This window comes from Acinetobacter sp. CY73 (assembly GCF_059515865.1).
Genome location: NZ_JCAKMZ010000017.1, coordinates 16,315 through 42,893 on the forward strand (window position 1 = coordinate 16,315; position 26,579 = coordinate 42,893).

Genomic DNA, 26,579 nt, shown 5'->3' on the forward strand with positions numbered 1-26,579 from the left:
TAATTATATACATAAAAAAGGCCCCAAAGGGCTTTTTTATGTATTCGCTAGTGTCTTCCTATACCAGTTTAAAATTTCTTGTGTATCATAATAAACTCCTGCTTGGCGAGCACTACCACTCTTAATTGGTTTCGGAAAATCATCATCAGCAATAGAAATTTTTCTCAATTGGTTAAGCGAAATACTCAACAATTTGCAAACATCTTTTTTAGTCACTCGCAGTGGTACAAATCCTACATTCATATTTTGATTAAGATTTTGATGTATTTCGAAGGGAGGCATTAACCCGTCCTTAATTGTTAACTCAAATGCAAACTTAACACCACTCTCAAAAAATCTCTGTGTGTGGTTAAAAAAATGCGAGAAGAAACAAATAAGTTCATATTTCAACCCAAAATACTGTTTTAAAATTTCCGCTTCCCACAAGTTTGATCAAGATAATCAGACCAATACTGCATAATTCCATACCTTTCTCGTAAGTGAGCTCCTTTATCGTACGCCCCTTTAACTCCTGATTTAAGATGGGCTAGAGCTGCCTCGATCACTTGTTCACGATCACTGTAATGATCATTTAAATGTGTAGAAGCAATATGTCGAAAACCATGTGGATTTTGCTTACCAAAGTACCCCATCCTATTTAATGCAGCATTAAATGTGAGGTGGAAATCGATTTATTTACACTATCACGCGAAGTAAATAGAAATTCGCTTTCACGTTTAGAAGTTGCTTGTAAAGTCTTTAATAATTTTATCGATTGAGTTGAAAGTGGAATTCCATGCTCAATCCCTCTTTTCATTATTGAACCGGGTCTAATCCAAACTCAATCCTCAAAATCAAATTGTTCCCATTTTGCTTGTCGCAGCTCACCTGGTCTTGGAAACATATGAATCAATAACTCTAAACCAATGCTAATTTCTTCCGAACGGTATCCCCTTATTTTTCAACCATTTCAGGAAGATCTTTTAAATGGATATGTTTCATACATCCTGGATTTGATTTGTCTAAAAACTTCTGAATACCAAGTAGAGGGTTATACTTAATTTCATCTTTAAAAACAGCTAGATCATAAGCATTACGACAATATGAAATTAATTTTTCGATTCGATTAAAAATCTTTAATTTACGTTGTTTGGTTTGAAAAAATTCAAGCCATTCTTTAGAAGTTATATTCTTGTATCTACGTTGACCAAAAATAGGAAGTAAGTGTTTCTCAATAGATTGAACCTCCTTCTTGAATGTTAGGGGATCCCATGTACTTTTCTTAATATCAATCCAATCACGCATTAAATGCTCGAATAACTCATTTTCTTCTCGTATAGATCATTTTAACCGTTCTGTACGAGTAACAATTTGAAGTTCACCCGACTGATATTTTAATGCTTGTGAACGAGCAACTTTAACTGGGACCTCTGGATAAGAACCTAAACCTACCCATGTCCATTTACCTTCACTATTCTTCAGACGAAGTTGCCATGACTTTTTACCTGAAATTTGAACTTTCATATAAAGTCCAGAAATATCTGCAATTCGACACTCTCTACCTTTTGCTTTAAAAGCAACATATGCAACATCTGTTAAAGGTTTATTTATAGTCATAACTATTTGTTTACCTAGCATTTATATTAAATCTGTATCCTGAGTTATAGTTTTATTTCAGGATACATGCAAGGATACAAATGAGCGGTTTCTATATGTGTGTATATGAGTTTATTTTATACATTAAAAAACCCTTAACTCTATTAGAATTAAGGGTTTAGATATCATATGAGTGCATATGATTATAAAATTTGGTGGGCCCACACAGACTTGAACTGTGGACCAACGGATTATGAGTCCGTTAGTATAAAGTTTAAAAATCAAAAAGATATAAAAATTAGATCAATAATATCATATATTTATTTATTTTACGAAGTTTACTATTCACTCTTTTTGTAGATTAATATATATTGATTTTGCTTACTACTTGCTTACCAGACGCTTACTAAAATGAAGCTAACAAAACCCGCTATTGATAAAATTGATTGTTCAGACCAAACTAAACCAACTTTCTTTTGGGATGAGAGAACACCTGGATTTGGTGTTAAAGTTACACCTAAAAATAATAAAAGCTACATTTTCCAAGGTCGTATTGGTCTTCAAAACCGTCGTATCAAAATTGGTGACGTTGATATATGGAAATTAGATGACGCTCGTAAGTATGCACAAGAATTGGCTATTATGTGTCACAAAGGGATTGACCCATTGATCGAGCGTAAGAAAGCTTTAGCTGATAATAAAGAACTGCTAAAACAAGAGAAACGCAAGACGATTAAATTTAAAGATGTATGGTTGGAATATTTAAAAGCAAGACAACCTAATTGGCGACCAAGAAGTTATCAGGACCATATCGAATTATCTCGAGGTGGTTACGATCTTGAAAAAAATACTGTTTATACCAGTCAACCCATTTATCAACTGTTTGAATACAAACTTTCTGAATTAACTGCAGATGTATTTTGCGATTGGCTTGATCACAATGACTTCCGTCCAACAACATCAGCTAAAGCATACCGACTTACACGAGCTTTCCTGAATTGGTGTGAGGAACACGATGATTACGAAAACTTAGTGCCTTCAAAATCATATAATGCTAAGAAAGTTAAAGATAAAGTCCCTTCCCCCAAAGCCAAAAATGATTGTTTGATGAAACAGCACCTAAAACCATGGTTTGAAGAGGTAAATAAGTTAACTAGTAGAAAAATTGCGATTTTTTTTATATGTAGTTTAATCACCGGTTGCAGAAAGAATGAGCTGCTTTCATTAAAATGGACAGATGTCGATTTTCGTTGGAAAACAGCAAAAGTAAGAGATAAAATTGAAGATGAAGGTCGCCTAATTCCTCTGACTACATATGTTGAAAGCCTACTTTTAGAACTAAGGAAAAATTCCGATTCTAAATTCATATTTAGCAGTAAGAGCGCTAAATGTGGCCATATTGTTAATCCTTACGATAGCTTAGAGAAAATTTGTAAAAAACTAAATATTGGACTTACTCCCCATGGATTAAGAAGGTCGTATAAAACGTTAGCCATATGGGCAAAAATCAATGAAGGATCTTTAGCACAAATATCAGGTCATAAACCAAGCGCATTAGTTGAAAGACACTATATAGTAAGGCCTATGGATATGCTTCGGGAAACGCTACAAGAATATGAGGATTGGATTTTGAATTGTGTTAGAGGTGGCGTCAATTGAACTGTATTAGCCGCAATAACTTCCGATTATTTTAATTAACCCGAATCATGGATAAACCTATTTTTACATTGTTGTAAATTGAGGCTTATTTTGATGACAGATTTGATAAGCACATAACGATGCATAAATCCCTGTAAAATAACGTGAAATGTAACGATGGCGACTGCTTACTAGACCGTATTGTTGCTCCAATAAGCTAAAAATCCTCTCTATTTTATTACGCTGTTTCAGTATGAACTCATGCTCCCATGATAGTTAATCTGGTCGCATATTCTTGCGATGATAGGTAGTTAATTCGATATCTTGCTTTGAGAATTTATCTTTTATAATTTCACTGATGTTGCCTCGATCGCCAAACATCTTATCACCATAGCTGTGAGCTTGCTTAGGCAGAATCTTTTTATCTGAGGTATGGCCATTTGAGAGTCTAATCTGAATAACTTTTCCCTTAGCATCCACTAACACATGCAATTTGCATACATAGAACCAACCCATGGAGCTTTTTCCTCGTATGGTAATCTGTTTTGAAGATTTATGACTTTAAACACGTTGATTTTTACATACTGGCAAAGTTGTAGAGTTGACCCAAGTACATTTTGTTTGAGTCTTGGTAGTGAGAGAAATATGCAATGCTTAAAGTGCGAGTTGATGCTGATTGATCAAATAAATCATCCGCTGATAGGATGATAATGCTTTAAAAAAAAGCTTGGATTAGAAGCCCTTTATCATTCCATAAAATGCTATGAAATGATGAAGTTGAGATCTTTTGTGTCAAATAGCAATAAAGGCGATTTCAGACAAGCATAGAACACCAAATCTCTGTCTGAACTTCGGATTTTATTGTTTTAAAGATTGCCAATAGAAGGCTTCATTTTTCTGAAAAAAATCGTCAATCGTACAGCATAAAGTTGTAAGCTCGAACATAGGATGGCTGGTTGAATAGTTTGTGTAGTAATTCACTTATCACCTCAGTCATCTTTTTTTCAACTAAATTTCTACTACTTGATTAGGATTAATTATTTTCCTTACATAAGTTTGACCAGCTTAGCCACTGAATAAAGTACACTCTTTAAAACTTCTGGATTTCCGTAACTTTTAGAGTGCTCATAGCCATTAATGAGAAATACTTGTTTAGCAGATCCACGATCTACATCGGCAGCGGACTGATTACATACCGTTCCATCACCATATCCTGTAATTGGGTTAGGCTTAATGTTTAGCTTAAATACAACATCTGATTTTCCCTTTCGTGAAATTCGCCGTTCACCATCTTTTTTAAACAAGTCCTCACTTTCATCAGCGTTCATAACGATGGTTGGTAATTTCGTGCGGCCAGTAATTGGATCAACCGTTTGCTCACCTACTTCGGAAACACTCATTCCTTGATACGCAATTAGGTCATCTGGAGTTTCAATTTCGATTTGCTGATCCGTTTCCCATACAACCTCATTAAAAGCTAAATGCTTGGGATCGTTACCGTAATGTGCAAAAGTATTAGCATGGTAGCTATCGGCAATCTTACTTTGGAACTTATCGACTATATCAATTGTATCGAGAATTTTATTGCTTAATACTTCATCACGGCTTAAATCTGCCTTATCTTCAGATGGCACACCGCCTATACCAACAACACTACCTGTACCAGCAGGGGGCGTATTATTTGTTTGCTTTGCGATTGACGCATTCGGATCTAAGAAGTCCAGATTAATCATTCTCCACCAGCTTGTCTGATCACCATAAATTTCCTCAAATGGATCATTTTGAGGTAATGTTGCGACAATTTTTTCGCCACGCATATTACGAGCAATGAGACGTAACCACGGTTTAATTTTTGTCTTGGGTGCGGATTCATGTGTCGTCATAAAGTTGGTAAAGGGTAATAGAGACATTCCTCCCGGTGAATTAGCCAACACAGGGGTAAGTTTTTCAGAAGATGCACCAAAAACATACTTTGCAATTGCATCAATACCACTGCCTGTTGTTTTAAAGCCGTCCCATCCTGTTGCTAGGCGTTTATAGACGGTTGGGGCTCCAGAGGCAGGCATAACACCATGCACGACACCCAAAATATCTGATGAGACACTTCCTTTATTGATAAGCGCTCTTGCGACTAAGCCGCCCATAGAATGGGTAACGACTATAAATTTTTTAAAAGTGGCTTTTGGAAATTCTTTAGCAACTTGCGCTTTAATTTTGCCACTCATGTTTTGAGCAATTAAATTTGCCGAAATACTATTGTCTTGGAGCCAGTTATAACCTTCAGCGAAAACAGGGAATGCATAATCTGCTAAATTCTCAAATTCATCCTTGGTAAGCATTTCAAAGGCTTTTGTTGGGTTCCAAGCGTTAGCAACTTTAGATGGATCAGTGTTGCCTTCAAAACTTGTAAAGAAACGCCAAGGCTCTGTACCTATGAAATCGTTAGTTTCGAAATCAGGAAGACTGGTCGTATTAGGGGCTGCTATTAGCCCCTTGTTTAGATAGCGCTCCATAAAGAGTAAGCCTTCTCCATACCCTTCCCACCAGACAGAACCCCATCCACGAGCACGAGCAATTTCCTCTGTAATCCCTGCTTTATCTTTTTTGCCAATTTTAATATCACCAGTGTCACTGACCACGGTGTTATCGGGATCAAGTTCTTTTTGGCGGTCTTTCGCTGAACGAAAAACAGCTCCATCAAATGCCGACCATGCTCCAGTGAGTATTCCATTTGCAGGGAACCAGACCTTTATTCCGTCTTTGGACATTACATTTGAACCCATAATTCCCGGTATAAAAACAATTGGGATAACAAACTTTGGTCCAATCGTTGCATTAGCTAAAGTTTCATTGGTGCTAGGTGTCGTTGTTGAGGTGAATACATCACCTTTACTTTCTAATGAATCTCGTTCAATAACCATTTTTATACCTAGAATTTTCTTATTGTATTGAGTATTTGCTCATAAGCTTTTATTGATTCTTTTTCATTGAGACTAGATGTTTCGATGTTATTACCATCGAATCCAGAATCAAAGTCGAACATGACTGCAGGATCTAAAGCATTTTTAGCTGTGCCATTGTGCTCCCAAGTCGCAATTACACCGTTTTGTCCTTTCATTGGCGCTGTGCTTATCCACTCCAGGCCCTTTAACTTATCGCCACCAGTTTGTTGTTTCTCCCCTTTTCTGATGGTCTTATAAGAAGTCTTGGTAACATGGTACACACCCTCTTTTTTAAGATTCTTTTCAGTGCGGGTAATAAGATCGGGCAACTGGTTCGCTACAGCATCCACTTGCATTGAAATTCTGACAGACGGATGAGCTTTATCTAAGAATGCAATGGTATGAGTGCTGCTTCTGAATTTAGATCCATTATCCTTGATAAATCCATTGGCAATACAAACCCCTTTTTCTTTCGGAATAGAATTACTAGTTCGTGCGCTTAAGCCTGCAATAATATAATCAAGTTCGTCTAAGACAACTTGTTGCTTTTCAGGAAGAAATGGGACTTTCAGCTCAAACAATACGTTACGGTCTAGGACTAAGGCATACATTTGCAACGATGCCCCTTTGATACGTCCAGCTTTAGCAGCAAAAATCTGAACTGTTTTAGATCCTACTTTCTTTTCAGGAGGATTGAGAACTATGGTTGAAACACTATTGGTATAGTCTTGAACCAAATCTTTATAGGCATTTTTTAGATCTGAAGCATTGGCCCCAACTCTGCTTTCAATAATAAAAGAATTAAATTTGTCACCCCCAGCAAAAGGTTGCGCCGTGTTAGGGATTTTAATGGTGTAACGTCCAGCACACCAATCTTTAGCGTTTTTCATATCCATCATTATATTTGTACTCTCTGACCCATTTTTAGCGTGGGAGCAACCTGAACCAAAAGTCATGGCAGTCAATAAGACAAGTTTCATACTGGTTTTCATTGCTTTATTCCCTTCTTGTAAATTCTTAAACATTAATTTTCTAAGATCTCTAGAATCACTTTGCCCATGGACAGAGACGTAGCCTTCTGCGTTTTACCTTCAGCATCGGTTACACCAGTAATAACTTTTCCATCAGCAGTCGTCATTTTATATTTTGTATTCGGCATAGCTTTGCCCGCACGGTTACGCACGATATATTGCTCATCGTAATCCATCTGCATTTTTGGCATATCCGCAAGATCACTTGAAAGTGAAGCCCCTTTCATCGTTACAACTTGCCCAGCTTTGAGCGAGATCTTACCCGGACAAACGATGTCGATGTTGCCACCTTCCATCTTGATATACCCACCGCCAGCTGTAATAAGCACACCCTTACCGCTTTCCACTTTCACAAAATCATTCACGGCGTATACGTGCATCATTTCTTGTGAAGAAATGGTCATTTTGTCGTCCTGAGCTTGGATTTCAACCGCACCTTTGCCAGCTTTCATCTTTATCCCGGCACTCTTGGCAAAAATACTGATTTTTTCCAATGCATTGGCAAGGAAGTTGCGGCCTGCAAACATTTGGACGCTACTTGGGGTACTCAAGTCGATATTGTCTTGTGCTTGTGTGACCACACCCTTGTTACTATCAATCAAAATAGCATCTGTCGCATGTGCGACTAGTAAAGGGGTGTCCCCATCTTGCCAGCCTTCAACTTCTTCGCTGAGCCGTGTTTGCTGGTCCAATTCAGGCTCATCCACTTCATGCCCAGTTGCGGCTTTCTGAATCGCTTCATTGGTCCCCTTGGTCGTCTTAAGATTGGAAATCACCTCAGAACGATCCAGATGAGCCCCTTTTGCATCTTTTGCCCCTTGGGTGGTGATCAGTACACCTTTAGCCCCACGAATGGCTCCAAACGCATCTGAGCGCAATTCAAAGCCCTCACCTCGCCCATCGCTTGTTTCTAATTCTTTTGGATGACTAATGTTCCCTAGATTAAGTTGAGTTGCTTCATGGCTACTGTGGAGCTGAGCACTGATTTGATTGGTCGTATCATCAAACCTAAGCTGGTTAAATCCTTCGCCATTAAATTCTTTACTGCGTATACCACTTAAGCGCCGTGTATCTGGCAATTGACCCTTTACATCAAACTTGGTCGGACTCCGTTGGGCTTCGTGTATACGACCAGTCACAAATGGACGATCAACATTACCGTCAAAGAAATCAATCACCACGATCTCATCCTTACGTGGAAGGAACCGAGCACCATAGCCCTCACCAGCCCACGGCGTTAGAACATCCACCCAAGCTGAGTCGGTATCGCTGTCGTTTGCACCAGCACCACCGTCATGTGAATGATCTTCAGATCGGGTAAATAAAAACCGAACCTTGATGCGGCCCCATTCATCGACCAGTACTTCTTCGCCGTCTGTAGTCACTCTGGCACGTTGTACATACGCAATCGGGCGATTTGTTAATGGATCATATTCAGGAACAATGGCGATATTCTTACGCACCAGTTCAAGTTCATTGGCTTGACGTTCTTGTTCACTGTCTTTGGATGTTTCCCAATGACTTAAAGTGAGCAGCTTGTTCACCTGGTCCAGAATATCTTTAGGTAAGTTATTCTGGTTATAAAAACGCTTGCTGAGAATAATGAATTCTTTATCGCTACCACCGTGGTTTTTATCCAGTTCAGGATGATCACTTAATTCAAACCAATATCCCACTTGGGTATCACGGACACTACTGGTTGCTTTGAAGAACTTGGATTTCAACGCCTGATATTGATTGAGTTGCTTGTTTAACTTCTCTATCTGATTGTTGCTGGAAGCCGTGGCTTGATCTTCACCTTTGAGATCATTGATCCATGCTGGTGATATAGTCCAAGCCTGTTCGAGACTTAAGCTCACATTGTCACGCTGATCACTGTGTTTGTGCGAGCTGATGACGGAACCACTGGCATCTTCTTGACTCAAACTATCTGCTTGCCAGCGTTGTACATGAATCGCTGTGGAGTTCAGGCTACGTTGGGCAATAAGATTGGTGATGCTGTCATATTTTTCAGTGGCATTCGTGCGGTGATAACGTATAGATCCACGTTGCAACGATTTGAGATGCGTATTGTCATCAATCAGACGTAATTTTTGAGGTTCGATCGACTGATGATTATTGAGTACCAGATATTTGTTTTCATCGACCAGCCAATTAACACCTTCTTCCCGGAGCAATCTAGTCAAATAGTCATAATCAGATTCATTCGACTGCATTGAAAATGGTCGTACATCATAAGACTTCGATAATCCACCAAGATCCAGCTTTAAACTCGCTGCAAACAGAGCACTTTTAGATTGCCATTCCTGAAAGATCACTTCAAAGATCTCAATTGCCGTCTTATTCATAAACACCCGGCTATTACGCCGTTTGTGCCATAAACTCGTTGGATCTTGAAGCGTTAACCGATACAGCGTGAATGCCCCATCAGATTGACCTTGAGAGGCACCTGTAATTATTCCAGTCGTTCTAAACAGTTGCCCTGAATCGGTCACTTGATCTATTGCAACTTGAGAACCAATAAACTGTTTGAGCTCTATAAAAGGATTGGTCGAAAGACAAATGAGTTCAGCAGATAAGCCTTCATTGACGCCATGATAGCCATCAATACGCTGTAGCATAATCTGAGAGTTGAGTTGAGAATTTGAAAATTGAGCGCTAATGGCACGTTTTTGTGTTCCGAAGCCTAACTTATCTAAAATGCCAAAAATATTATCTAACATTATTATTATGACCTTATTATTATGACCTTATTATTATGACCTTATTATTATGACCTTATTATTCATTAGAAAAGTTTAACAGAATGAGTATTTTCGCTCAAACATTATTCAATTGTATTTTGTTTCAGTTCAGTTAAAAGCTTTTTGTAGAATTTTACAACATACCGCCCAATGCCATATTTTTTTTGAATTTTTTCAATACTCAGTGTTGTTAAGTCATGTTGATGTTCAAGTACCCATGCTTTTTTTTGATCTTGTTTAGTGATACCTAAAAAATTTCTTAAAATCATCCTATTTGTTACGATGTATTTTTCATTTCGATCAAGTATTTGGGCAATTTCAGGTATGGTTAAATGGAGATCAAGTAAAATCTTTTGATTCTGCAAACGCCACGTTTGAACCATATCATTATGACGAGGTAAATTTAGCAACGTTTTTAACTGTTTCTTTTTTCCAGATACTTGTTTAGGGGAAATCCCTAATTTTTGTACTAACTCTTCTTTTTTCAGTGTAACGTCTTGTAAAAGAGATTGATTGGAAAGTAACCAGGCTTGATTTTGTTCTTGTATTTTAGGGATCTTTAAAAGTTCTCGCAATTTGGCTTTAGCTCGTAAAATCTGACCACTGGTTTTTTGAAAATGCTCTGCCAGTTCCGCAACAGATTTACCTTGGTTTAAGAGTACGTCCTGATTTTCCATAAGCCATTGCAAGTTATCTTTTTTATTTTGTTGAAATTTTTCAGAAAAACTTAAACCCCCTAATTCTTCTTGTATGCGGTTATAGGCCTTTTTTGCAATGAAGATGCTAATGTTATATTCAGATGCGATCTCCTTCATCGACATGTTGATCATTTTAGGTTTATTTTCGATAAACCACTGTTCTTTAACAGCATCTGATTCTTTTTTTCTTTTTACTTTATTTGCTGGAATATTGATCAGCTCAGCCAGCCATTTTTTATGTTGGTAAACTTGACTTCGATTTAAGCCATATTTTTTTTTAATGTTTGTAGACTGTCATGTAAAAGTTCATCTTTATGTTCTAGCAACCATTGGTTATTGCGATAAATGAACTTATTTTGAATATCAAGTTTCCGTCTGAATTTAGCGACAACACTGTTGCTTAAACCAAGTTTCTGCACAGACTTAGTAATTGAACTTGTTTTAATAAAATCAGCAATTTCAGCGGTCAAAATATATGAAAACTGACCACCTATGCCATCTCGGGGTGTTAGTGAATATGGCCAGCCTTGATAGATCGTAATGCCTGCTAAAGATTTTTCTTCTTTATAAACATCCCAGTCTTCACCGTTCCAATCCTGTATAATTTTTATTTTAAAAAGTTTATATTTTCCTATTTGTTTTTATCTCTACTCACATCATCTCATTTTTAACGTTAATTTTTTTGAATCTTATTTAAGCTACAGAGTAATGAAAATATCAATAAGTCTATAAGATGAAAATTTGTTTAAAACCTCATCCCACTTTAACTCAGTCTATCCCGTTTAGTCCCATTAATAGTTAAATTATTGTACTGGTATGTCAGGAACAAGAATGACTGGTACAGTCATTCAAGAATACGCAGCCAAGAGAAGTTTATTTTTTTGTTTTTAATCTATTTCCATATACAAATATATGAACTAAAGATTACTACTGTAATCTTTAGTTACGTAAGTGTCCGCTAGCGAATCCATTTAAATACAAGCTAGTACAATTAAAGAATTAACAAATCTTTCTCGATGTCACTTTCCGCACTCATTTCAGATTCGGCATCTACCCACACTTTGTGTTCTACATCTTGAGTTAAGCTACTCATTCCATGTGTAGGTTTTATACCCATTGCATCAAGTTTTTCCTTTAATGACATAATCATATTTTCACGTTCAATGGACCAACTCGATGCAAAGCATCTCCAGAATGTCCATCCTGCGCGTTCTAAAGCACGTTGACGAGTCATGTCATCATGCCATTGTTCTGGCCCATGATAGCTATCACCATCACATTCCACAGCCAAACGCTGATCACCATCTGACTCAACGACTAAATCGATTCGATAGCTTCCAACCTTAACCTGTGGAGTAACTGTGTAACCCATTTCATGGAGTGTCGTAAATACAGATTTTTCAAACTCCGATTCACACAAGTCTAATTTTGCTTCAAATGATGCTTTTTGATCTTCTTGCAAATCATAAAAATGATTGAGTAAATTCAGCCTTAGATCTTTTGGAGATATATGATCACGACTCACGGAATGGACGAGATACATCCGTTCACGAGCACGGCTTGCAGCCACGTTAAATCTCTGTTCATGATCGGATCGACTCAAAGCATGACAATTCTGAGGATCTGCTACCATAGATAAGAAAATAATATCTCTTTCTGCACCCTGAAATGCTGAAGCATCCCCACAAGCAAATTGAACTTGGGTAAGAGTACCTGCACCAAATTCATTCAAAGCTTCTGATTGAATGAACTCAGCCTGCGCCGGTCCCAACAATGAGATCACACCGATTGATCTATTTGCGTATCGTTCATCTTTAAGAAGAAGTTTCATTTCCTCAATAATTGCTTTCGCTTCTATTCGATTAATATGTTTGCTATTTTTAGATTCTCTATACCCCTGCGGTGTATAAATTGCGACTAAAGCTGGACTTAACTGCTCAGATTTCTTCGATAATCGCATTGGCTTAATACGGTTACCATAAAAGTTTTTATTGCTGTAACTAATGATCGCAGGATGACAGCGGAAATGCTCTAGAAGCATCACACTTGACTCATAGATAGAAGAAGCCATGTCGTATAAAGACATATCTGGTGTTAAATATGCAGCATGTGGCTGACCATGTAGATAACGATTTCTTAATACATCAATTTGAGCACTTGCTAGACCGACATTACTCGGAGAAACTTGTTTATTATCCCCCACTACTAATAATTTTTTAGCACGCATTAAAACAGGTAATACGTCAATTGATGATTGTGATGCCTCATCCACAATCACTAAGTCAAAGAGGCCTAATTCAGCAGGCATAGATTCAGATACCTGAAGATGTGACATGACCCAGCAAGGAATAGCTGCTGTTGCCTCTTTAAGGGCTACTTGAGCATCTTTTCTATAACGTGGAGCATTCTTACCTGTCCCTTTTCCATAGTGTTGTACAGCAATTTTATAACGCTGTAATGCAACTAAAATTTTGTCTGAGGCATTTTCCTTTAATGCCAGCCATGTCTTGTTTGCTGCCAATTGAGCGTAATTTTGAGATAGATTCTTCTCGTGAATACGACGGCGCTCATACAAATTTTCAATTTGACCTGTATTACTGATGGCCATTACAAAAATCTCAAGACGTTTCCACTCCCAAGCCTCTAGCAGTGTATTACGTAATACAGGATCCTCAATTTCTTCAGCGTACGGAATTTCAAGAATGTCTTTACTAACAATCAAAGCATTTGTTTTACTCAATCTAATACTGGCGGATTTAACTCTTTCAAAATCTTCAGTTAGATCTTTTAAATGTGATAATTTTTTTAATAGATCAGCATACTCTCCAAGTTCACTTTCATATAATGAATTGGAATCAATCTGAGATACAATTTTTTGTAACTGATTTGATATCTTATTACCAAACTCTGATAAATAAAGGATTTGATCAGCCAGTTGTTGTTGATAGACTTCTAAATTAAATATTTTTAATTTCTGCCCTAACAATTGAATTAAGTCATCAATATTTTTAGGTAATCCGTAGAAATCAAAAGATTTAGCTCTCTTAAAAACTTTTAGATAATTCGCATTAAATAAATCCAAATATTTATTTTTTAAATCTAGGCATTTTTGGGTTCTACTGATGAGCTGGGTGAACTCTTTTAATATTTCATCGATATTACGATTATTTAACTCAATTAAAGGAATGTCTAATTGTGCGGCAATACTATTCCATTTGCTCATAAAGACGTTAAGAGTCTGCCTTCTATCAAGATATTCTTTAAGTCTTTTCCATTCATCCGATGTATCAGGATATTTTCCAGAAACTTTAATTGACTTAAAAAGGTCTTGTAACTCAGCAGTACCAAAATGATACCAATTAAATGGCTTACCTGTATCAACAGCACGTTGAACAGCTTGATATTCTTTTGAGTTTGGTTGTATCTCAAAATTCAGCTCTATAGGATCAATTAGTAGCGTTTTCCTGTATTCCAATAAAGGCTGAACTTCTTGAATAAGGTTACTATAGATATCAAGTTCCATAGCCTTATCTTCTGCATTTATCTTCTTGAAATAGCTCAATAACCATGGTTCTGCATGATCAAGAACAAAGTTTAGATCTTCTAGATAAATCTTTAACCAATCTCTTAGCTCATTAATTTCTGATTCAGAAATAGTTTCCTTGAAATTATGTAGGTCATTTTGCTTTAAGAATTCCTCAATCTCATCTTTTTCTTTTAAGAACTCACTTAATTTCTTCAGACTCGCCGAATCTAACAGCTTTTCAGGAGCTGGCAGAGGACCATAATTTATGTATGGTAAATCTGTACCGATTTTCTTTCTTGAGTCTCTCAATTGAATCAACTCAATCTGGGAAAAAGGAAACTGGTCTTTTTCCTCCAAAGTTAATTGGTCGGTAAACCATTCGTAAGATACCCTACTTTCTAATACCGTTTTCACGATATCCATAGGTAATTTTTTATTACCATCTACCTCAATATTCTGATAATGCTTTTCTGCAAAGTTATATATTTCTCGATCAATCAAAGCCATTTCATGATGGTTATAATCTATTTGTTGTTTTAGAACTTCGATCGTTTTTCGAACTTCTGCAACATTCATCTGGGTAATTTTTTGCACAATCAAATCGATTGAAGATTCAAGCTGATTTTTACTTTCTTTGCTTGAACCAATGCGACTGACTACTAAAGGCTTTAATTCATCAGGAATCTTTTCATGTACTGTTTTAAGGACATGTGACTGCTGTGCAGTTACCAGTACTTTTTTACCATTCGCCAAATAGTGGCAGATAATATTGGCAATACTATGTGTTTTACCTGTACCTGGTGGACCCTGCACCACTACACCACTGCTGGTTAGCAGATTCTGGACAATAGTAATTTGTTCTTTGTTATAAGGCAGCGGGAAATAAAGCTCTTCAACTTTTGATCCGAATCCTTCAGTACCAGAACGCCCCCTAAAACTATAAGTCTCTTTTTGATTAATATCGCTTTTTAATTCTGTCACTAACGATAAAGGTTGTTCAGGTATAGCCACTGAAGGGTCATTAAGTTTAGTTTTTAATAACTCAATGTCATCACTTAAAATAGAATTCCTTTTAGGACGACTAAACAATACTGATGTTAATGTCACCGCTAGACTTTTAGATGGTATAGCCCTATTTTCTGCCTCAACAATTGCTCCTTTTGAAAAAATATTCGCGACGAAGGCATCAACTAGATCAGAGTAAGTTTCGCCTTCAAATAGGCGTAATGAGCGACCATTATTTAAGTTTTCTTTTAAAGCTAATTTTACTTGTCCTGAAGTAGGCAGATCATCCTCTAATAAGATGGCATCCATTTCTATATTGGCACGTGTATCTTTGGCACCTACACGTATTAATCCATTTTTTTCTATCTCCATTTCTAACGGGATAGTCATAAGAGGATATGAATAAGATTTTTGAGTCGTTGGAAGTACCCAGTCAACTAAGCCAAAGCCTGCAACAATTTCTTCACCATCACCTGTTCCACCTAAATTAATCGCTGTATTCCATGAGAATAATTTGTCGTAAACAACAATAGATTTTTTAATCTCATCGTTATTTTGTTTCCAATCTTCCCAAATATTTTGATAGCTTTCGAATTCTTTGAACAGCTCCTGAAGTATGTCAATTTTAGTAATCAAATCACATGCCACGCTACTGTAGGGCAAGCGGAATTGATGAACTTTTTTGAAAGATACAATCTTATTTAAACTAGAAAAATTAACAGTGGGTTCTTTTTCGGCATCTACATGAATGTAGGAAGAGAGTATTTCAGATGGTTTCGGCATCGATTGAAGCTGTAATCGTTCAATTTGGAACCACCAATCGTCATCATTCAGAATTTTTAAGCCACGAAGTTTTTCTAGATCATGAGAATAAAATCTATTACCACTCATTTCATATTGAATTTTTTGAGTATCCTCAGCTTGATGAGATACATAATCCAACAATTGAATCAGTTTATTTTTAACAATATCATTTAATTCAAGTTCAGAGTTCATCATTGGTCTTTCTAATTTTTTAACTGACGGAATTATAGCTAAAGACCAGCAAAAGGCTTCATCTTGTGAAAATATATCTTGATTTTGATATAAAAAAGCATTCACTTCTTTCTTTTCAATACCAAGAGTTTTGGCAATTTCTCTAGCAGTAAGTTTGGGCTGTTTAACCAAAATAGCTGTTATTAAATCCTTCATGTGATTCATATTTCCTAATCATTTCAAAAGCTTTTCTCTTTAACTGATTTATACAGAATCAACTCAATCCACCCCTAGCCCTTTAAACACCGCATCTACCGGATCTGCATAGAAGCTGGTCTGGAACTTGGTAAACAGTTCCACAGGAATCGTTGGGATATCTGCCGCACTACTCATTGGCAAAGCAACCTTCTTGGCACCCGCATCAAAAGCAACTTGCAGACATTCGGCAATACTCTCCACCGGTGTCACAGAACCACCCAAGCTCATATCACCCAGTACCACCATCTGACTTTGTACCGATCGTCCTAACAGGCCAGAAGCAAAAGCCACTAAACTTGGCAGAGCAAGATGGCTGAGCGGGCCGGTATTCTGTAATTCCACCACATGTAAATGGAAATCATGTTCCAGCACCTTACTGCCCCCCGAGATCCGGGATGCATTGGCCTTGAAGTAATCAAAAGCAATCTTGACCTGTTCTTTGGCACTGCTTGAATTCCATAAGCCAGATGTCGCCAATTTTCCTGAACCTTTAGTGACTTGCAGTTCTAAGCGGTATAAGCCTGGCATGCCCTTATTACTGAGGCCAATGGTATACAGGAAGCCTGGTTTAGCAGGACCTTCGGGAATAAGTCCACCTCCACCCTGCTCTTTTACCGAAACAAAATGCTCTTCTAGGGTGTCATTGTCGATATAGCTAAAATGCACATCATAGAATTCCATCCCCCCAATTTTCTTCAGCTGTTCTTTGACCCGACGGCGCACCTGCAGTGCATATTCCAGGCATTGCCGTACATCTTCTTTGTTAAACTGACCATGTGGGTAGAGCAGCTTCATCAATCCAGAAACCGTCTTGCGAACGGCGATCACATCACGCTGATTCAGGTTATTCCCTAGCTTGAAGTACTTCTCCATGGCATCCGCAAAACTACGCTTACGCATTTCCCGGAAGAATTCAGCCAGATAATCAACGATTAGACCATAACGGTTGGTAAAGAATTCCGGACGCATTTTTGGAATTTCCCAGCCGGGGATATAAGCATGAAAACGATCGAAGAATGCCGAATCAATCATGGCTTCCGGGAAAGGAGCCAATAGATGACTGGTTTTTACCAAGGATTCAACACTTTGGTTAATATTACCCACAAAAACCATCGAAGCTGAGGCTTCCATCTGTTCACGACCACGGGCAAAAGATCCTGAGGCCATGTAGTCTTTCATGATCTGTACGCCATCTTTGTCCTTAAAGGAAATACCAGCGACTTCATCAAAAGCTACCACATCCCATAAACCAACAAGACCAATACGGCGGCTACTCATGTTATAGAACAGGTTGGCCACGGTGGTTTGTCCACCCGAAACTAAAATACTATTCGGTGAGCACTCTTTGTAAATATGGCTTTTCCCGGTACCGCGTGGTCCAAGTTCACAGACGTTATAGTTATTTTCAACGAACGGAACCATACGCGCTAATAGGTGCCATTGCACGTCCTCTTTTAACGAAGCCGGTTCCATGCCGATCGAACGGATTAAACTCTCGCGCCACTGATCCGTGCTTAATGCTGCTCTGCCACTGAAGAGTTCATCCATATTCATATTCGGCATTTGAATCGGCTTGAGTAAACTCACCCCAAATGGAGAACTGGTCTGTCCTTCTTCAAAATAATAACTGAGCGTAGCAATGACCCAGATACCACCAACAAGTAATTTTTCATACTCTTTGACTATGCCTGCCGAGATTTCGGCATCTTTGATGCCCAGATTACTAAAGGAAGCTTCATATTTGTCCTTACGCTCATTCAGCTTTACAGTCACCCGATCAATGACCTTATAACTGCCCCGTTCACGAACCAGGGATTTCACCTTCTCAGCTTCATCAGGACGGACGTAGTTCTCAGCCAGTACGGTCTTTACGTTACGTAGTCCCTGTTCAATGATCTCGGGGTCATCCGAGGCACAGTACATTCCCAGCAGGTATTCGAGTACATAGACAGGGACATTGGCCCCTTCTTTGATCAGTTTAGTTAGATCCTTACGTACCACTCGCCCGGCAAAGTGTTCATTCAGCAGCTGATCCAGTTCTTTATCGTTAGCAGATTCCATGTAGGCTACGCTCTATCGTTAATTCGTTATCAGAAGAAGTCATCGGTAAATGCCAGATCAATGGTGACCTTATAGCGTTGCATCTCGATATTCAGGTCTTTGTCCTTCAGTACCAGGAAGTAATCTTTCTTACGGTCAAAATCAGTGCCAGACAATGACAGCCTGACCTGTTTGACCCGATCGGCAACAGAGTCGGTAGTGCTATCAAAAGTCAAAGTTTCTTCACTGGAAACTTTAAGATCCCCATCATAAATGGCAATGGATAAAGTCACTGGCATGACCAGCTCACTGACAGCTTCAGTTTGCATCAAATCAAACTTCTGGATGTTATTGACCATTTTCAGCGTGGATTTGGTAGAAATAACCTCAACTTTACGCTTGGTTCGTTGTCCAGCCTTTTCACCACGCAGCTGTTTTACCGTCAGTACCGGCACCACGATTTCCTGAGGCATGATGCCGCCATGCACGAAACGTGAGCCTCCTACAAAATGGAAACGGTTCGCCCCTTTTGGAATCCAAAAATCAGTCGCAGATAATGTGCCTGCCGTAGCTTGGGTTGAGCCTTTCCAGGCTTCCTTGCTCTCTGGTAAACCATGCCCAATCACATAGCGTTTTTTGCTCTTCAATGTATTGGCAGGTTTTTCAGTCAAGCTTGAACGATCCGCAGATTCCAGTTTACTTTGCTGGAACAGGAAGCCATGGTCGGCTGTAATCAATAGGGTGGAAATATTAAAGTGCATTAAAATTTTGCGGCTAAGTTCGGTCAGTTCTTCAATGGCATGTTCCACCGCCATAAAGGTTTCTGATTCTGTCGAGGCGCTGTCACCGCGTGCATCAATCACGTTGTGATAAACGTAAATCAGCTCATGGTCTTTAAGTGCTTCACGGCCTTCATCACGCGACCAGCCTTTTACCGTTTCAGCGGTAACCGCCAATCCATTATAGGCAGCCAGAATTTTGGATCGTGCTGCAGTCCCTTTGCTGGAGTGTCCATCTACTAAAACATCATCCCCTGCGGCCTCTTTGTACTCCAAATTTTGATGCGGCAACAACGAGGCCATGCCAAGTGTGGTGTAACTTGGGACAACGCCCAGCTGTGAAGACAAGGTCGCTTCAGAATAACGCTTTTCATTAATACGATCACGCAACTCTACTGCAGCTTCATAGCGGAAAGCATCACTGATAATTACCACAATACGGCGTTTCGTTGCAGAATTGAGTAAGGGTCTGACGTGGGTATCGTAGAAGTTCTGCTGATTTGGGATATCAGCCACTTTCCAGACATTCAAGTGTTGCTCAGCTTCAACCCGCTCTCCCCAGTTTCGTGCCAAGTGGTCAATAAACCAGTAGGAATAGCAATTTTCGACTTCTTCATCGAGTTTTTTCAGGATATCGACATGAGCGCGTTGAGAAGCAGCACTGTAGTGGCGATAGGCCATATCAAAGCGATACAACTCCTGCTCGTAGGCTTTATACAAGGCTTCGCTGGAGTCGAAATAGAACCCAGAATCAAACTGCAGTCGCAGACTGAACAGCTCAATCGCTGCCTGCAACGCTGTATAGACGGTACGGTATTTACGGCGGGTTGCATCGTCCTTATGTTTGGAAGCCCAATAGCCATCCAGACGGGTAGAAATAATCGTTCTGAAATGTTCCAGTTCAGCTTTGGCTGCTGCAGGGATATGACTGGCCAAATCAACAATGATCTTTTGTTCAATCACTTCAAAGGTCATGACATCGAGCAGCTGCTCCAGATCAAAAGCCCCGACCTTTTCTTGGATCCGCAGTGCATTGGCCACGGTCTGGGAGAGTGTATCGAAGGTTGGGTAGTATTTGGAGCTGTCTCTCCAGCGTGACAAAAAGGCTCTGGCTGTTGCACGTGAACTGACAGATGACATCACCAGTTCTTGAGCCCATAGCGGTATATCGCCCAGGCTTTCACAGAAACCTGTGCTCATTAAACGGATAAAGAACGTACCGAGCTTAAATGGTGCTTCCCCATTCAATTCTTCAACCGATGCTGGATAACCAATTTCCGCCTGTAATGCGGTGACCAAAGCCGGCACCAGTTGGAATTTTTCCAGTTCAGCAAAGGAGTCCGGATTGACTTCCAGAGCCAGGTTCTGCTGTACCACTTCATCTGCCAACGCCAGGACAATATGCATCAGCTCGGCACTGTCGGCCTTGACCACAGCTGCAATCATGGCCATATCCAGATCCTGTGCATCTGCATCAGGCTGGATATAGCGTTTTAAGGTGCTCAGACGGGCTTTGGCTTTAAGGAATTCTTCACGTTTGGCCAGATGTTCTCTTAAACTTTGTTGTTGTAAACCGAGCTCATTGAAAATAATCGAGAAACGATCGGCATAGAAGCTGCGTGAATACAGCTTGATGTCCAGTAACCAGTCTTTTTCGGTTTCAGGCTCAGGGCTTGGGAAATAAAGCAAGTATTTGCCCTGCTGATCTTCAAGTTCCAGTTTAAGCTTAATCGCAAGGCTGGATTCTTCTGCCATATTTAGAATCTGGACATCATTTAGCTCTAGGACTTTAATTTCTTCAGTAAAGGACTGTTCAGCATCGTACCAGAAGACAATCCGGTGCTTTTCAGTGTAGAAAGCCTGTTCCAGACCCTTCTGTAGCTGATTCAGATTCATGCAGTCACCTCTTTTTCTGCCATTACAACAGGAAATGGAATGCTATCAACATGAAGTAGCTTTTCTTTAAAATCTTGATCACCTAACGCGATTTCCCAGCGCTCCTCCATGAACTTTAATAGAGTTAAACCTCTCTCTTTAATTTCTTTAGGTGTCCAATCTTGTTTTGTATTTACTTCATTTTCAGATACTGATCCATTGTAATATCCAATACCATCGTCATTATTTTTCTTTAAATCAAAACTGTCATTTTGTAATGAAGAATTTTTTGAACGAGATAATGGCAATAAGTTACCTAAAGAATGTGTAAGCCATTTTCTTTGTTGCTCATCAAGATGGCCAAATTTACTAACCCAGTATGGATCTGTATCTTTTTGTGGATAGATATGCTCTAAAGTTACATAACCCTCCAAGCTTTCAGTAAACTCATTCCACATTAATTTGGTTGTAGGATTCTTTCCTTTCTCTTTGAGATAATGTTCATATTCATAAAGGAAATAACGAATACCTTTCCATGAGTAGAATCCATCCCTAAACTTATATTTGTCTTCGATATAAGTGAAATAGTTATGTGGATCAAAGAATCGTGTGATTAATCCCTCTATTGAATTAATCGTTGCATCGATTGTGTTTCTCCCCGTTAAAAGCTCACGTGCTAAACCATAAATTGCTGAGTCTCCTGTATTGGCACGTCGTTGACTCAAACTAAATAAAGTAAAAGCAAACCGCTCTGCAACTTTCAGCAATTCAGCGATCTTGGTTGCAGGAGTATTGGTATTATAAGCAGCTAAGATTAGAGGTCTAAATGCATTAAAACCCAAACGTCCTAGACGATCTAGCCATAATTGCTCATCATCAGAAAGATTATTTGCTACTGGGAAATAAGGATTATGTAAATAGAACCAATTCATAACAGACTGTTGAAGACTTGCTACATAATCCTGAATCTCTTCAATTTTCAAGGTGTCTTGGGCATTTTTTGGATGCGTGATACAACGGGCATTAAATTTTTCATCCAGCAGGAATTTTTTATAATCATCCCCTTTATCACGACTGTATTTAAAATACATAATCCAATGATTTTTTAAGAACTCATCATCTGGCAAAGGTTTTTCAGGATTTTTACCTAGATACTCATAAATGGTTTTCCATGCATCATTAATATTTTTTCGAAGCTTAGAACGCCCCTGATTGTCACGATATAATGTCGACAGATAAATCAATCGGTTTTTCAGCAACTCCAAATTGGTTAAGGATTTGCCACGATTATTCATGGTTTCAAACGTAACAAATACGTCGATCTCATCGTCAATTTCATACAAGTTGAAACGCAATTTTTGCGTCAATTTTTTGTACAAAACCGTGATTTCTTCAAAGCTCAGTTCCACTAATTTTTCTTTAAAAAATTTCTTTGCATTGAATAAATTGCGTGTATACAGCGTTTCCTGTAATTGATTAGTATGAGACTGCAAACCAAAAATTTTAGTTCTTAAAAACTCATCACTTGGATTATCTTTTTCATAGCCAAAGATATAGCTTTCACGAATCCCATCCGTTGGCTTTCTTTGAACAAATTTTGCTTTTAGATCAGAAACAAACTGATTTGCGATACTTTTTCCATCAGGAACTGTTTCAATAATCGCCTGTATTAAAATAATCGCTGTCGTTAATCGCTGCTGACCATCCACGACAAAGTAGGGCTTATAATCAAGATCATCAATCAGCCATTCATCGTCTTCCCACTTCGACCAAGTTTTACGGTCTACTGCTTCTAAGGTAATAACCCCTGTATAATGAACGCGATCTGCTTCAAGTAAGGTTAAGTCTTCCCAGAAATCTTTAAGTTGTTGTTTACGCCAGGCATATCCCCTTTGATAGTCAGGGATCCGAATAAGTCGATTTTCAAAAATTTCATTTAAGCTTCTTAATCGCATTATTTCTCCCCCGTCACAGCTTTCACTTCAGCCAACAAGTCCCCAAACTTGCCGTAGTTCACTTTCACCCCATCATCCAGATCTAAGCTAATACGCTGATCGGCATAGTGACGCAGTTTTTCCTCAAAACTACTCAGTTCAGCCTGTTGTTTATGTAAGTTCTGTAATTCTTTCTCTTTACGTTTAATTTCAGCAGCAGAATCACTGTTTTCTATTTCACTTTGCAAAGAATTAGCCATAGCGGACATTTTGGAAATCAGCGGCATGACGTATTCAGTACGCATACGAGCCAAGGTACTTTCGTTATAGCGGTGCAAGTACACCAACGCCTGGAAAGCCCCCTGTTTACCACTGCTAAATAGCCAGTAGATCGGACGCTTTTTATAGGTTTGCATGTGGTCTTTATAGAACTTGCTTGCTAAGTAACGGCGAATGGTATCTTCAGCTGTTTCACTGGCTTTTTTATCCAAGCTTTCTGCGAGCCACAGCATATTAGCGTCTAGTGTGTTTTTGCCCCAAACTGCAGTTAAGAACTCTCGAATACGGTGCGTTGCATCATCTTCGAACCAGTGCATTTCGGTCAGTGGAATAATGCCGTCAGCATCGGCTGGGAATGTTTGATAACGACTGGCATCAAAGTCTTGATTGCCTGCATGGGCATAGATCAGACCTGGCTCATCTAAGCTATAACGTCCCATCATACAGCCGATGGCATAAGACACTAGACGCTGGCTATCTTTTTCTCGATCAGCACGAGTTAAGGTGATTTGTTCATCGGGTACATCTGGTGTCAGTTCGTCCTGTAAACCATAAGCATCAATAAACAGCTTATTGTTTTCTTCTTCCAGACGTTTCATTTCAACCACGGCGTCAGCATTTTGCTGTCTCCATGTATTAAAGGCTTGTTCTAGATTTGGCTGCCCCGTACGAATGATTGGGTTTTGAGTAAAGTCCCATGAGGTCTCGTAAGAATCCCAGTCTGTTTTAGATAAATCTATTAATTTGCATGTAGAGGTAGCGACAGTATCGCTGGTCATAATTTTAATAGGTAAGTTAGATATATTACCAGCTTGAAAATTTAACGTAGGATTTATTGTTTTTAAACAATAACTCGCAACATAGGAATTTAAATAGGCAATTAACAGAGGGAGAGAATAGTTTTCCGTGAATGCAGCAGATCCACCAGCGTCAAATAACTCACTCCCACTAGAATATCTTGCAGAAAATTCAGAAGAAGTAACTGCTCCCCAATTAACATTGGGTTTAAAAATATAATCTAAATTGAAATTTGTAGCCCATATCCTATTTTCTTTAGGATGTCTTGCTGTTTGCAATAAAACCCCATCATCTTGCCAATTAACTACATCTAGCTTATTACCGTACCATTTTCTAAAACCACCGCCCTTATTATAGGGGAACCATTTCAGTCCCGATTTCTTAGCAGATTCCCTTGAATAACCTGTGGATCCAAAAGTAGATGTATTAATTTCATACCATGATCTTACATAATTTTCGTTACTGCCGGTCACCATACCTTTTCGTGTTTCAGCTATTAAGGATAAAGAGGGACTAACATCAAAAATCTCCCTTACTTTTTCACTCACCCAATAAGCCACAGGACTTCCAGGTATTTTCTTAAAATCATCCGGTTTAGCATTGAAAAACCAACCACAATTTGGATTTTTGATAGCCTCTAGTGCTTTTATAGGTTGGTCTTCTTGTCTGTTAAAATCGACTAATCTGATAAACGAACTATTATATTTAACTAAATGGTTCCGTGAAATACAAAACGCACAGATAGGTACAAATGCTGATTCGAAAAAAGCATGATATTCAGGCTGAATTAATGATGTTATTGTTGTTTCATTAATTAACTTCTCTCTTACTTTTTCATAAGATGAAATAAACATCCATACAAACGGTGACATAAAACCTAGCTGACCACTTTCCTTCGTTAAGGAAAGATTTCTCACTATAAATGTTGAAAATAGGTCTTTTTCGAATCCTTTATAATTTTTTTTCAAAAATTCCTTTAAATTTTTATTTAAGAATTTAGTACCCATATACGGCGGATTCGCAATCACAGCATCATATTGTTTAGCCAGTAATTTCGCTTGCTGGACGAGCGGTAACAGCTCCTGCGCTGACTGCTGCGCAAAAATATCTCCAGACTCTGATGCTGTATTCAGCTTAGTTTCTAAATCAGGTAACTTCTTAGCAAATGCTGCAGGAATTTGAATCAAAGAACCAAAAGTCGAAGCATGCTCAAATAGATCTAGTAACTCTTTTAAATCTGCCTTTTCTAGGCCTGTACTTGCCAAATCCTGACTCAATGTGTCTAAACGCTCAGGCTGACTATCCCGCAACGCAATAATATTCAGCTTCGGTGGATTGCTAAATAAACGGCGGTCATCTTCACGTGCTTTCATTAACAATGCAAAACTGGCGAGCTGTGCGGCACGGGTATCAATATCAATCCCGTACAGGTTATTTTCCAAAATCAAACGTGGAATATCACGGCTACGGTAACCACGCTCTAAGTAAATTGCTTTTAAGCAATCATAGGCTTCCACCAAAATATGCCCCGAACCACAGGCAGGATCGAGTACCGTAATGCTTTCAGGGTTTAAGGTATCGCCATCTTCACTGATCCGCACATCAATCAGCTGTTTTAACTGGGCATTGACTTCATCAGTTTGTTCCGCTGGCTGAATATAGTATTCCCACTCACTAGCAAGCGTACTATCAGGCTGTGCCATCATCCATAAACGACCAACACTGTTTTGCACCAAATACTTCACAATCCAGTTTGGGGTGAAGAGTTGTGTCGCTGCAGGAATATCTTCACTCTTGACGACTTTACCAATCACCTGGTCTTTCTTTTCAGAAATATAGAACTGATACAGCCAGCCAATAATCTGTACATCCGACCAGTCTTCTTCCGGAATGCTGCTGACCAGACCACGAATCAAAGAATCGGTTTTGGTCAAATTGTCAGGTAATAGCAGTTCAGATTCATCAGACACCTGTTCAAACAAGAGTGGCATGACCTGATTCAACGCATGACATTGAGCCAGTAACAGTTCACGGTACAGTTCTTCGTCTTTATTGCCATCCAGTTTGAATTCAGCCACACGGCTGGCATCTAAACCTGGTAGGTCAATATCCAGACATTCTTCCAGAATCTGTGGCAAGCCTGCATTGCCATCTGCACTACTCAGTACACGGCGACCATGATCCAGTAAGCCTTTGCATTCCATGTAGCGAATCGCACAGAGACGGTTAAACCAGCTGTAAGCGATATAATCAATAGTCTGCTCAAAACTGCTGGTTTGAATGCGCTTGATCAGCTTCTCACGAGGTTTCATGACGGATAGCGGAAAAACCTGATCGCCAATCAGCAGCAAGTCGCCTTTCTGTTCAGCCGGTAAAATGCGGTCTGCGGTGATGCCATATTTGGCGGCCTGCTTGCGCATCGCTGCGATAAAATCATTACGTGCTTGCGGTGCGTATTTTTTAATATTACTGGTATTCATCT

Annotated in this window: 11 protein-coding genes and 2 pseudogenes; 1 reads left to right on the forward strand and 12 read right to left on the reverse strand. The window is 38.9% G+C overall.

All coding sequences use genetic code 11. The features are described from left to right. Window positions 1–36: 36 nt before the first annotated feature. The gene (locus AC5YD2_RS09435) at window positions 37–426 is read right to left on the reverse strand and encodes a helix-turn-helix transcriptional regulator (protein ID WP_496126091.1); all 390 of its coding nucleotides are present in this window, start codon (window positions 424–426) and stop codon (window positions 37–39) included. After that, a pseudogene (locus AC5YD2_RS09440) lies at window positions 405–1,617 on the reverse strand (tyrosine-type recombinase/integrase). Before AC5YD2_RS09440 ends, AC5YD2_RS09435 begins: the two are co-directional and overlap by 22 nt. Before the next feature lie 369 nt (window positions 1,618–1,986). Here AC5YD2_RS09440 and AC5YD2_RS09445 point away from each other — a divergent pair. Then, complete coding sequence (locus AC5YD2_RS09445; RefSeq protein ID WP_496126092.1) at window positions 1,987–3,234, forward strand: tyrosine-type recombinase/integrase; 1,248 nt, start codon at window positions 1,987–1,989, stop codon at window positions 3,232–3,234. Window positions 3,235–3,297: 63 nt separating this feature from the next. Here AC5YD2_RS09445 and AC5YD2_RS09450 read toward each other — a convergent pair. From AC5YD2_RS09450 to pglX, 10 genes and pseudogenes are all read right to left on the reverse strand, one after another. Next, a pseudogene (locus tag AC5YD2_RS09450) lies at window positions 3,298–4,158 on the reverse strand (IS982 family transposase). 101 nt (window positions 4,159–4,259) lie between these two features. Continuing rightward, entirely contained in the window at window positions 4,260–6,134 is a 1,875-nt protein-coding gene (locus AC5YD2_RS09455) for a lipase family protein (RefSeq protein ID WP_496126093.1), read from the reverse strand. Between the two features lie 8 nt (window positions 6,135–6,142). Beyond that, complete coding sequence (locus AC5YD2_RS09460; protein WP_496126094.1) at window positions 6,143–7,180, reverse strand: T6SS immunity protein Tli4 family protein; 1,038 nt, start codon at window positions 7,178–7,180, stop codon at window positions 6,143–6,145. After that, the gene (locus AC5YD2_RS09465) at window positions 7,180–9,909 is read right to left on the reverse strand and encodes a type VI secretion system Vgr family protein (RefSeq protein WP_496126095.1); all 2,730 of its coding nucleotides are present in this window, start codon (window positions 9,907–9,909) and stop codon (window positions 7,180–7,182) included. Before AC5YD2_RS09465 ends, AC5YD2_RS09460 begins: the two co-directional genes overlap by 1 nt. Window positions 9,910–10,013: 104 nt before the next feature. After that, window positions 10,014–10,607, reverse strand: coding sequence for a hypothetical protein (locus tag AC5YD2_RS09470; RefSeq protein ID WP_496126096.1), 594 nt, complete (start codon window positions 10,605–10,607; stop codon window positions 10,014–10,016). A gap of 1,012 nt (window positions 10,608–11,619) precedes the next feature. Continuing rightward, window positions 11,620–16,350 (reverse strand): PDDEXK-like endonuclease domain-containing protein, encoded by a 4,731-nt coding sequence (locus AC5YD2_RS09475; RefSeq protein ID WP_496126097.1) that lies wholly within the window; start codon window positions 16,348–16,350, stop codon window positions 11,620–11,622. Between the two features lie 63 nt (window positions 16,351–16,413). Next, window positions 16,414–18,453 (reverse strand): protease Lon-related BREX system protein BrxL, encoded by a 2,040-nt coding sequence (brxL, locus tag AC5YD2_RS09480; protein ID WP_004281990.1) that lies wholly within the window; start codon window positions 18,451–18,453, stop codon window positions 16,414–16,416. A 29-nt stretch (window positions 18,454–18,482) separates the two neighbouring features. Further along, window positions 18,483–21,107 (reverse strand): BREX-1 system phosphatase PglZ type A, encoded by a 2,625-nt coding sequence (pglZ, locus tag AC5YD2_RS09485; protein WP_496126098.1) that lies wholly within the window; start codon window positions 21,105–21,107, stop codon window positions 18,483–18,485. Beyond that, window positions 21,104–23,041 (reverse strand): DUF262 domain-containing protein, encoded by a 1,938-nt coding sequence (locus AC5YD2_RS09490; RefSeq protein WP_496126099.1) that lies wholly within the window; start codon window positions 23,039–23,041, stop codon window positions 21,104–21,106. Before AC5YD2_RS09490 ends, pglZ begins: the two co-directional genes overlap by 4 nt. Further along, window positions 23,041–26,577, reverse strand: coding sequence for a BREX-1 system adenine-specific DNA-methyltransferase PglX (pglX, locus tag AC5YD2_RS09495; protein ID WP_496126100.1), 3,537 nt, complete (start codon window positions 26,575–26,577; stop codon window positions 23,041–23,043). Before pglX ends, AC5YD2_RS09490 begins: the two co-directional genes overlap by 1 nt. Window positions 26,578–26,579 lie beyond the last annotated feature (2 nt).

What these genes read in the sequence shown, in the direction of transcription:
- AC5YD2_RS09445 (WP_496126092.1), top strand. Translation starts at nt 1,987, where the DNA reads ATGAAGCTAACAAAACCCGCTATTGATAAAATTGATTGTTCAGACCAA.
- AC5YD2_RS09455 (WP_496126093.1), bottom strand. Translation starts at nt 6,134, where the DNA reads ATGGTTATTGAACGAGATTCATTAGAAAGTAAAGGTGATGTATTCACC.
- AC5YD2_RS09460 (WP_496126094.1), bottom strand. Translation starts at nt 7,180, where the DNA reads ATGTTTAAGAATTTACAAGAAGGGAATAAAGCAATGAAAACCAGTATG.
- AC5YD2_RS09465 (WP_496126095.1), bottom strand. Translation starts at nt 9,909, where the DNA reads ATGTTAGATAATATTTTTGGCATTTTAGATAAGTTAGGCTTCGGAACA.
- AC5YD2_RS09470 (WP_496126096.1), bottom strand. Translation starts at nt 10,607, where the DNA reads ATGGAAAATCAGGACGTACTCTTAAACCAAGGTAAATCTGTTGCGGAA.
- AC5YD2_RS09475 (WP_496126097.1), bottom strand. Translation starts at nt 16,350, where the DNA reads ATGAAGGATTTAATAACAGCTATTTTGGTTAAACAGCCCAAACTTACT.
- brxL (WP_004281990.1), bottom strand. Translation starts at nt 18,453, where the DNA reads ATGGAATCTGCTAACGATAAAGAACTGGATCAGCTGCTGAATGAACAC.
- pglZ (WP_496126098.1), bottom strand. Translation starts at nt 21,107, where the DNA reads ATGAATCTGAATCAGCTACAGAAGGGTCTGGAACAGGCTTTCTACACT.
- AC5YD2_RS09490 (WP_496126099.1), bottom strand. Translation starts at nt 23,041, where the DNA reads ATGCGATTAAGAAGCTTAAATGAAATTTTTGAAAATCGACTTATTCGG.
- pglX (WP_496126100.1), bottom strand. Translation starts at nt 26,577, where the DNA reads ATGAATACCAGTAATATTAAAAAATACGCACCGCAAGCACGTAATGAT.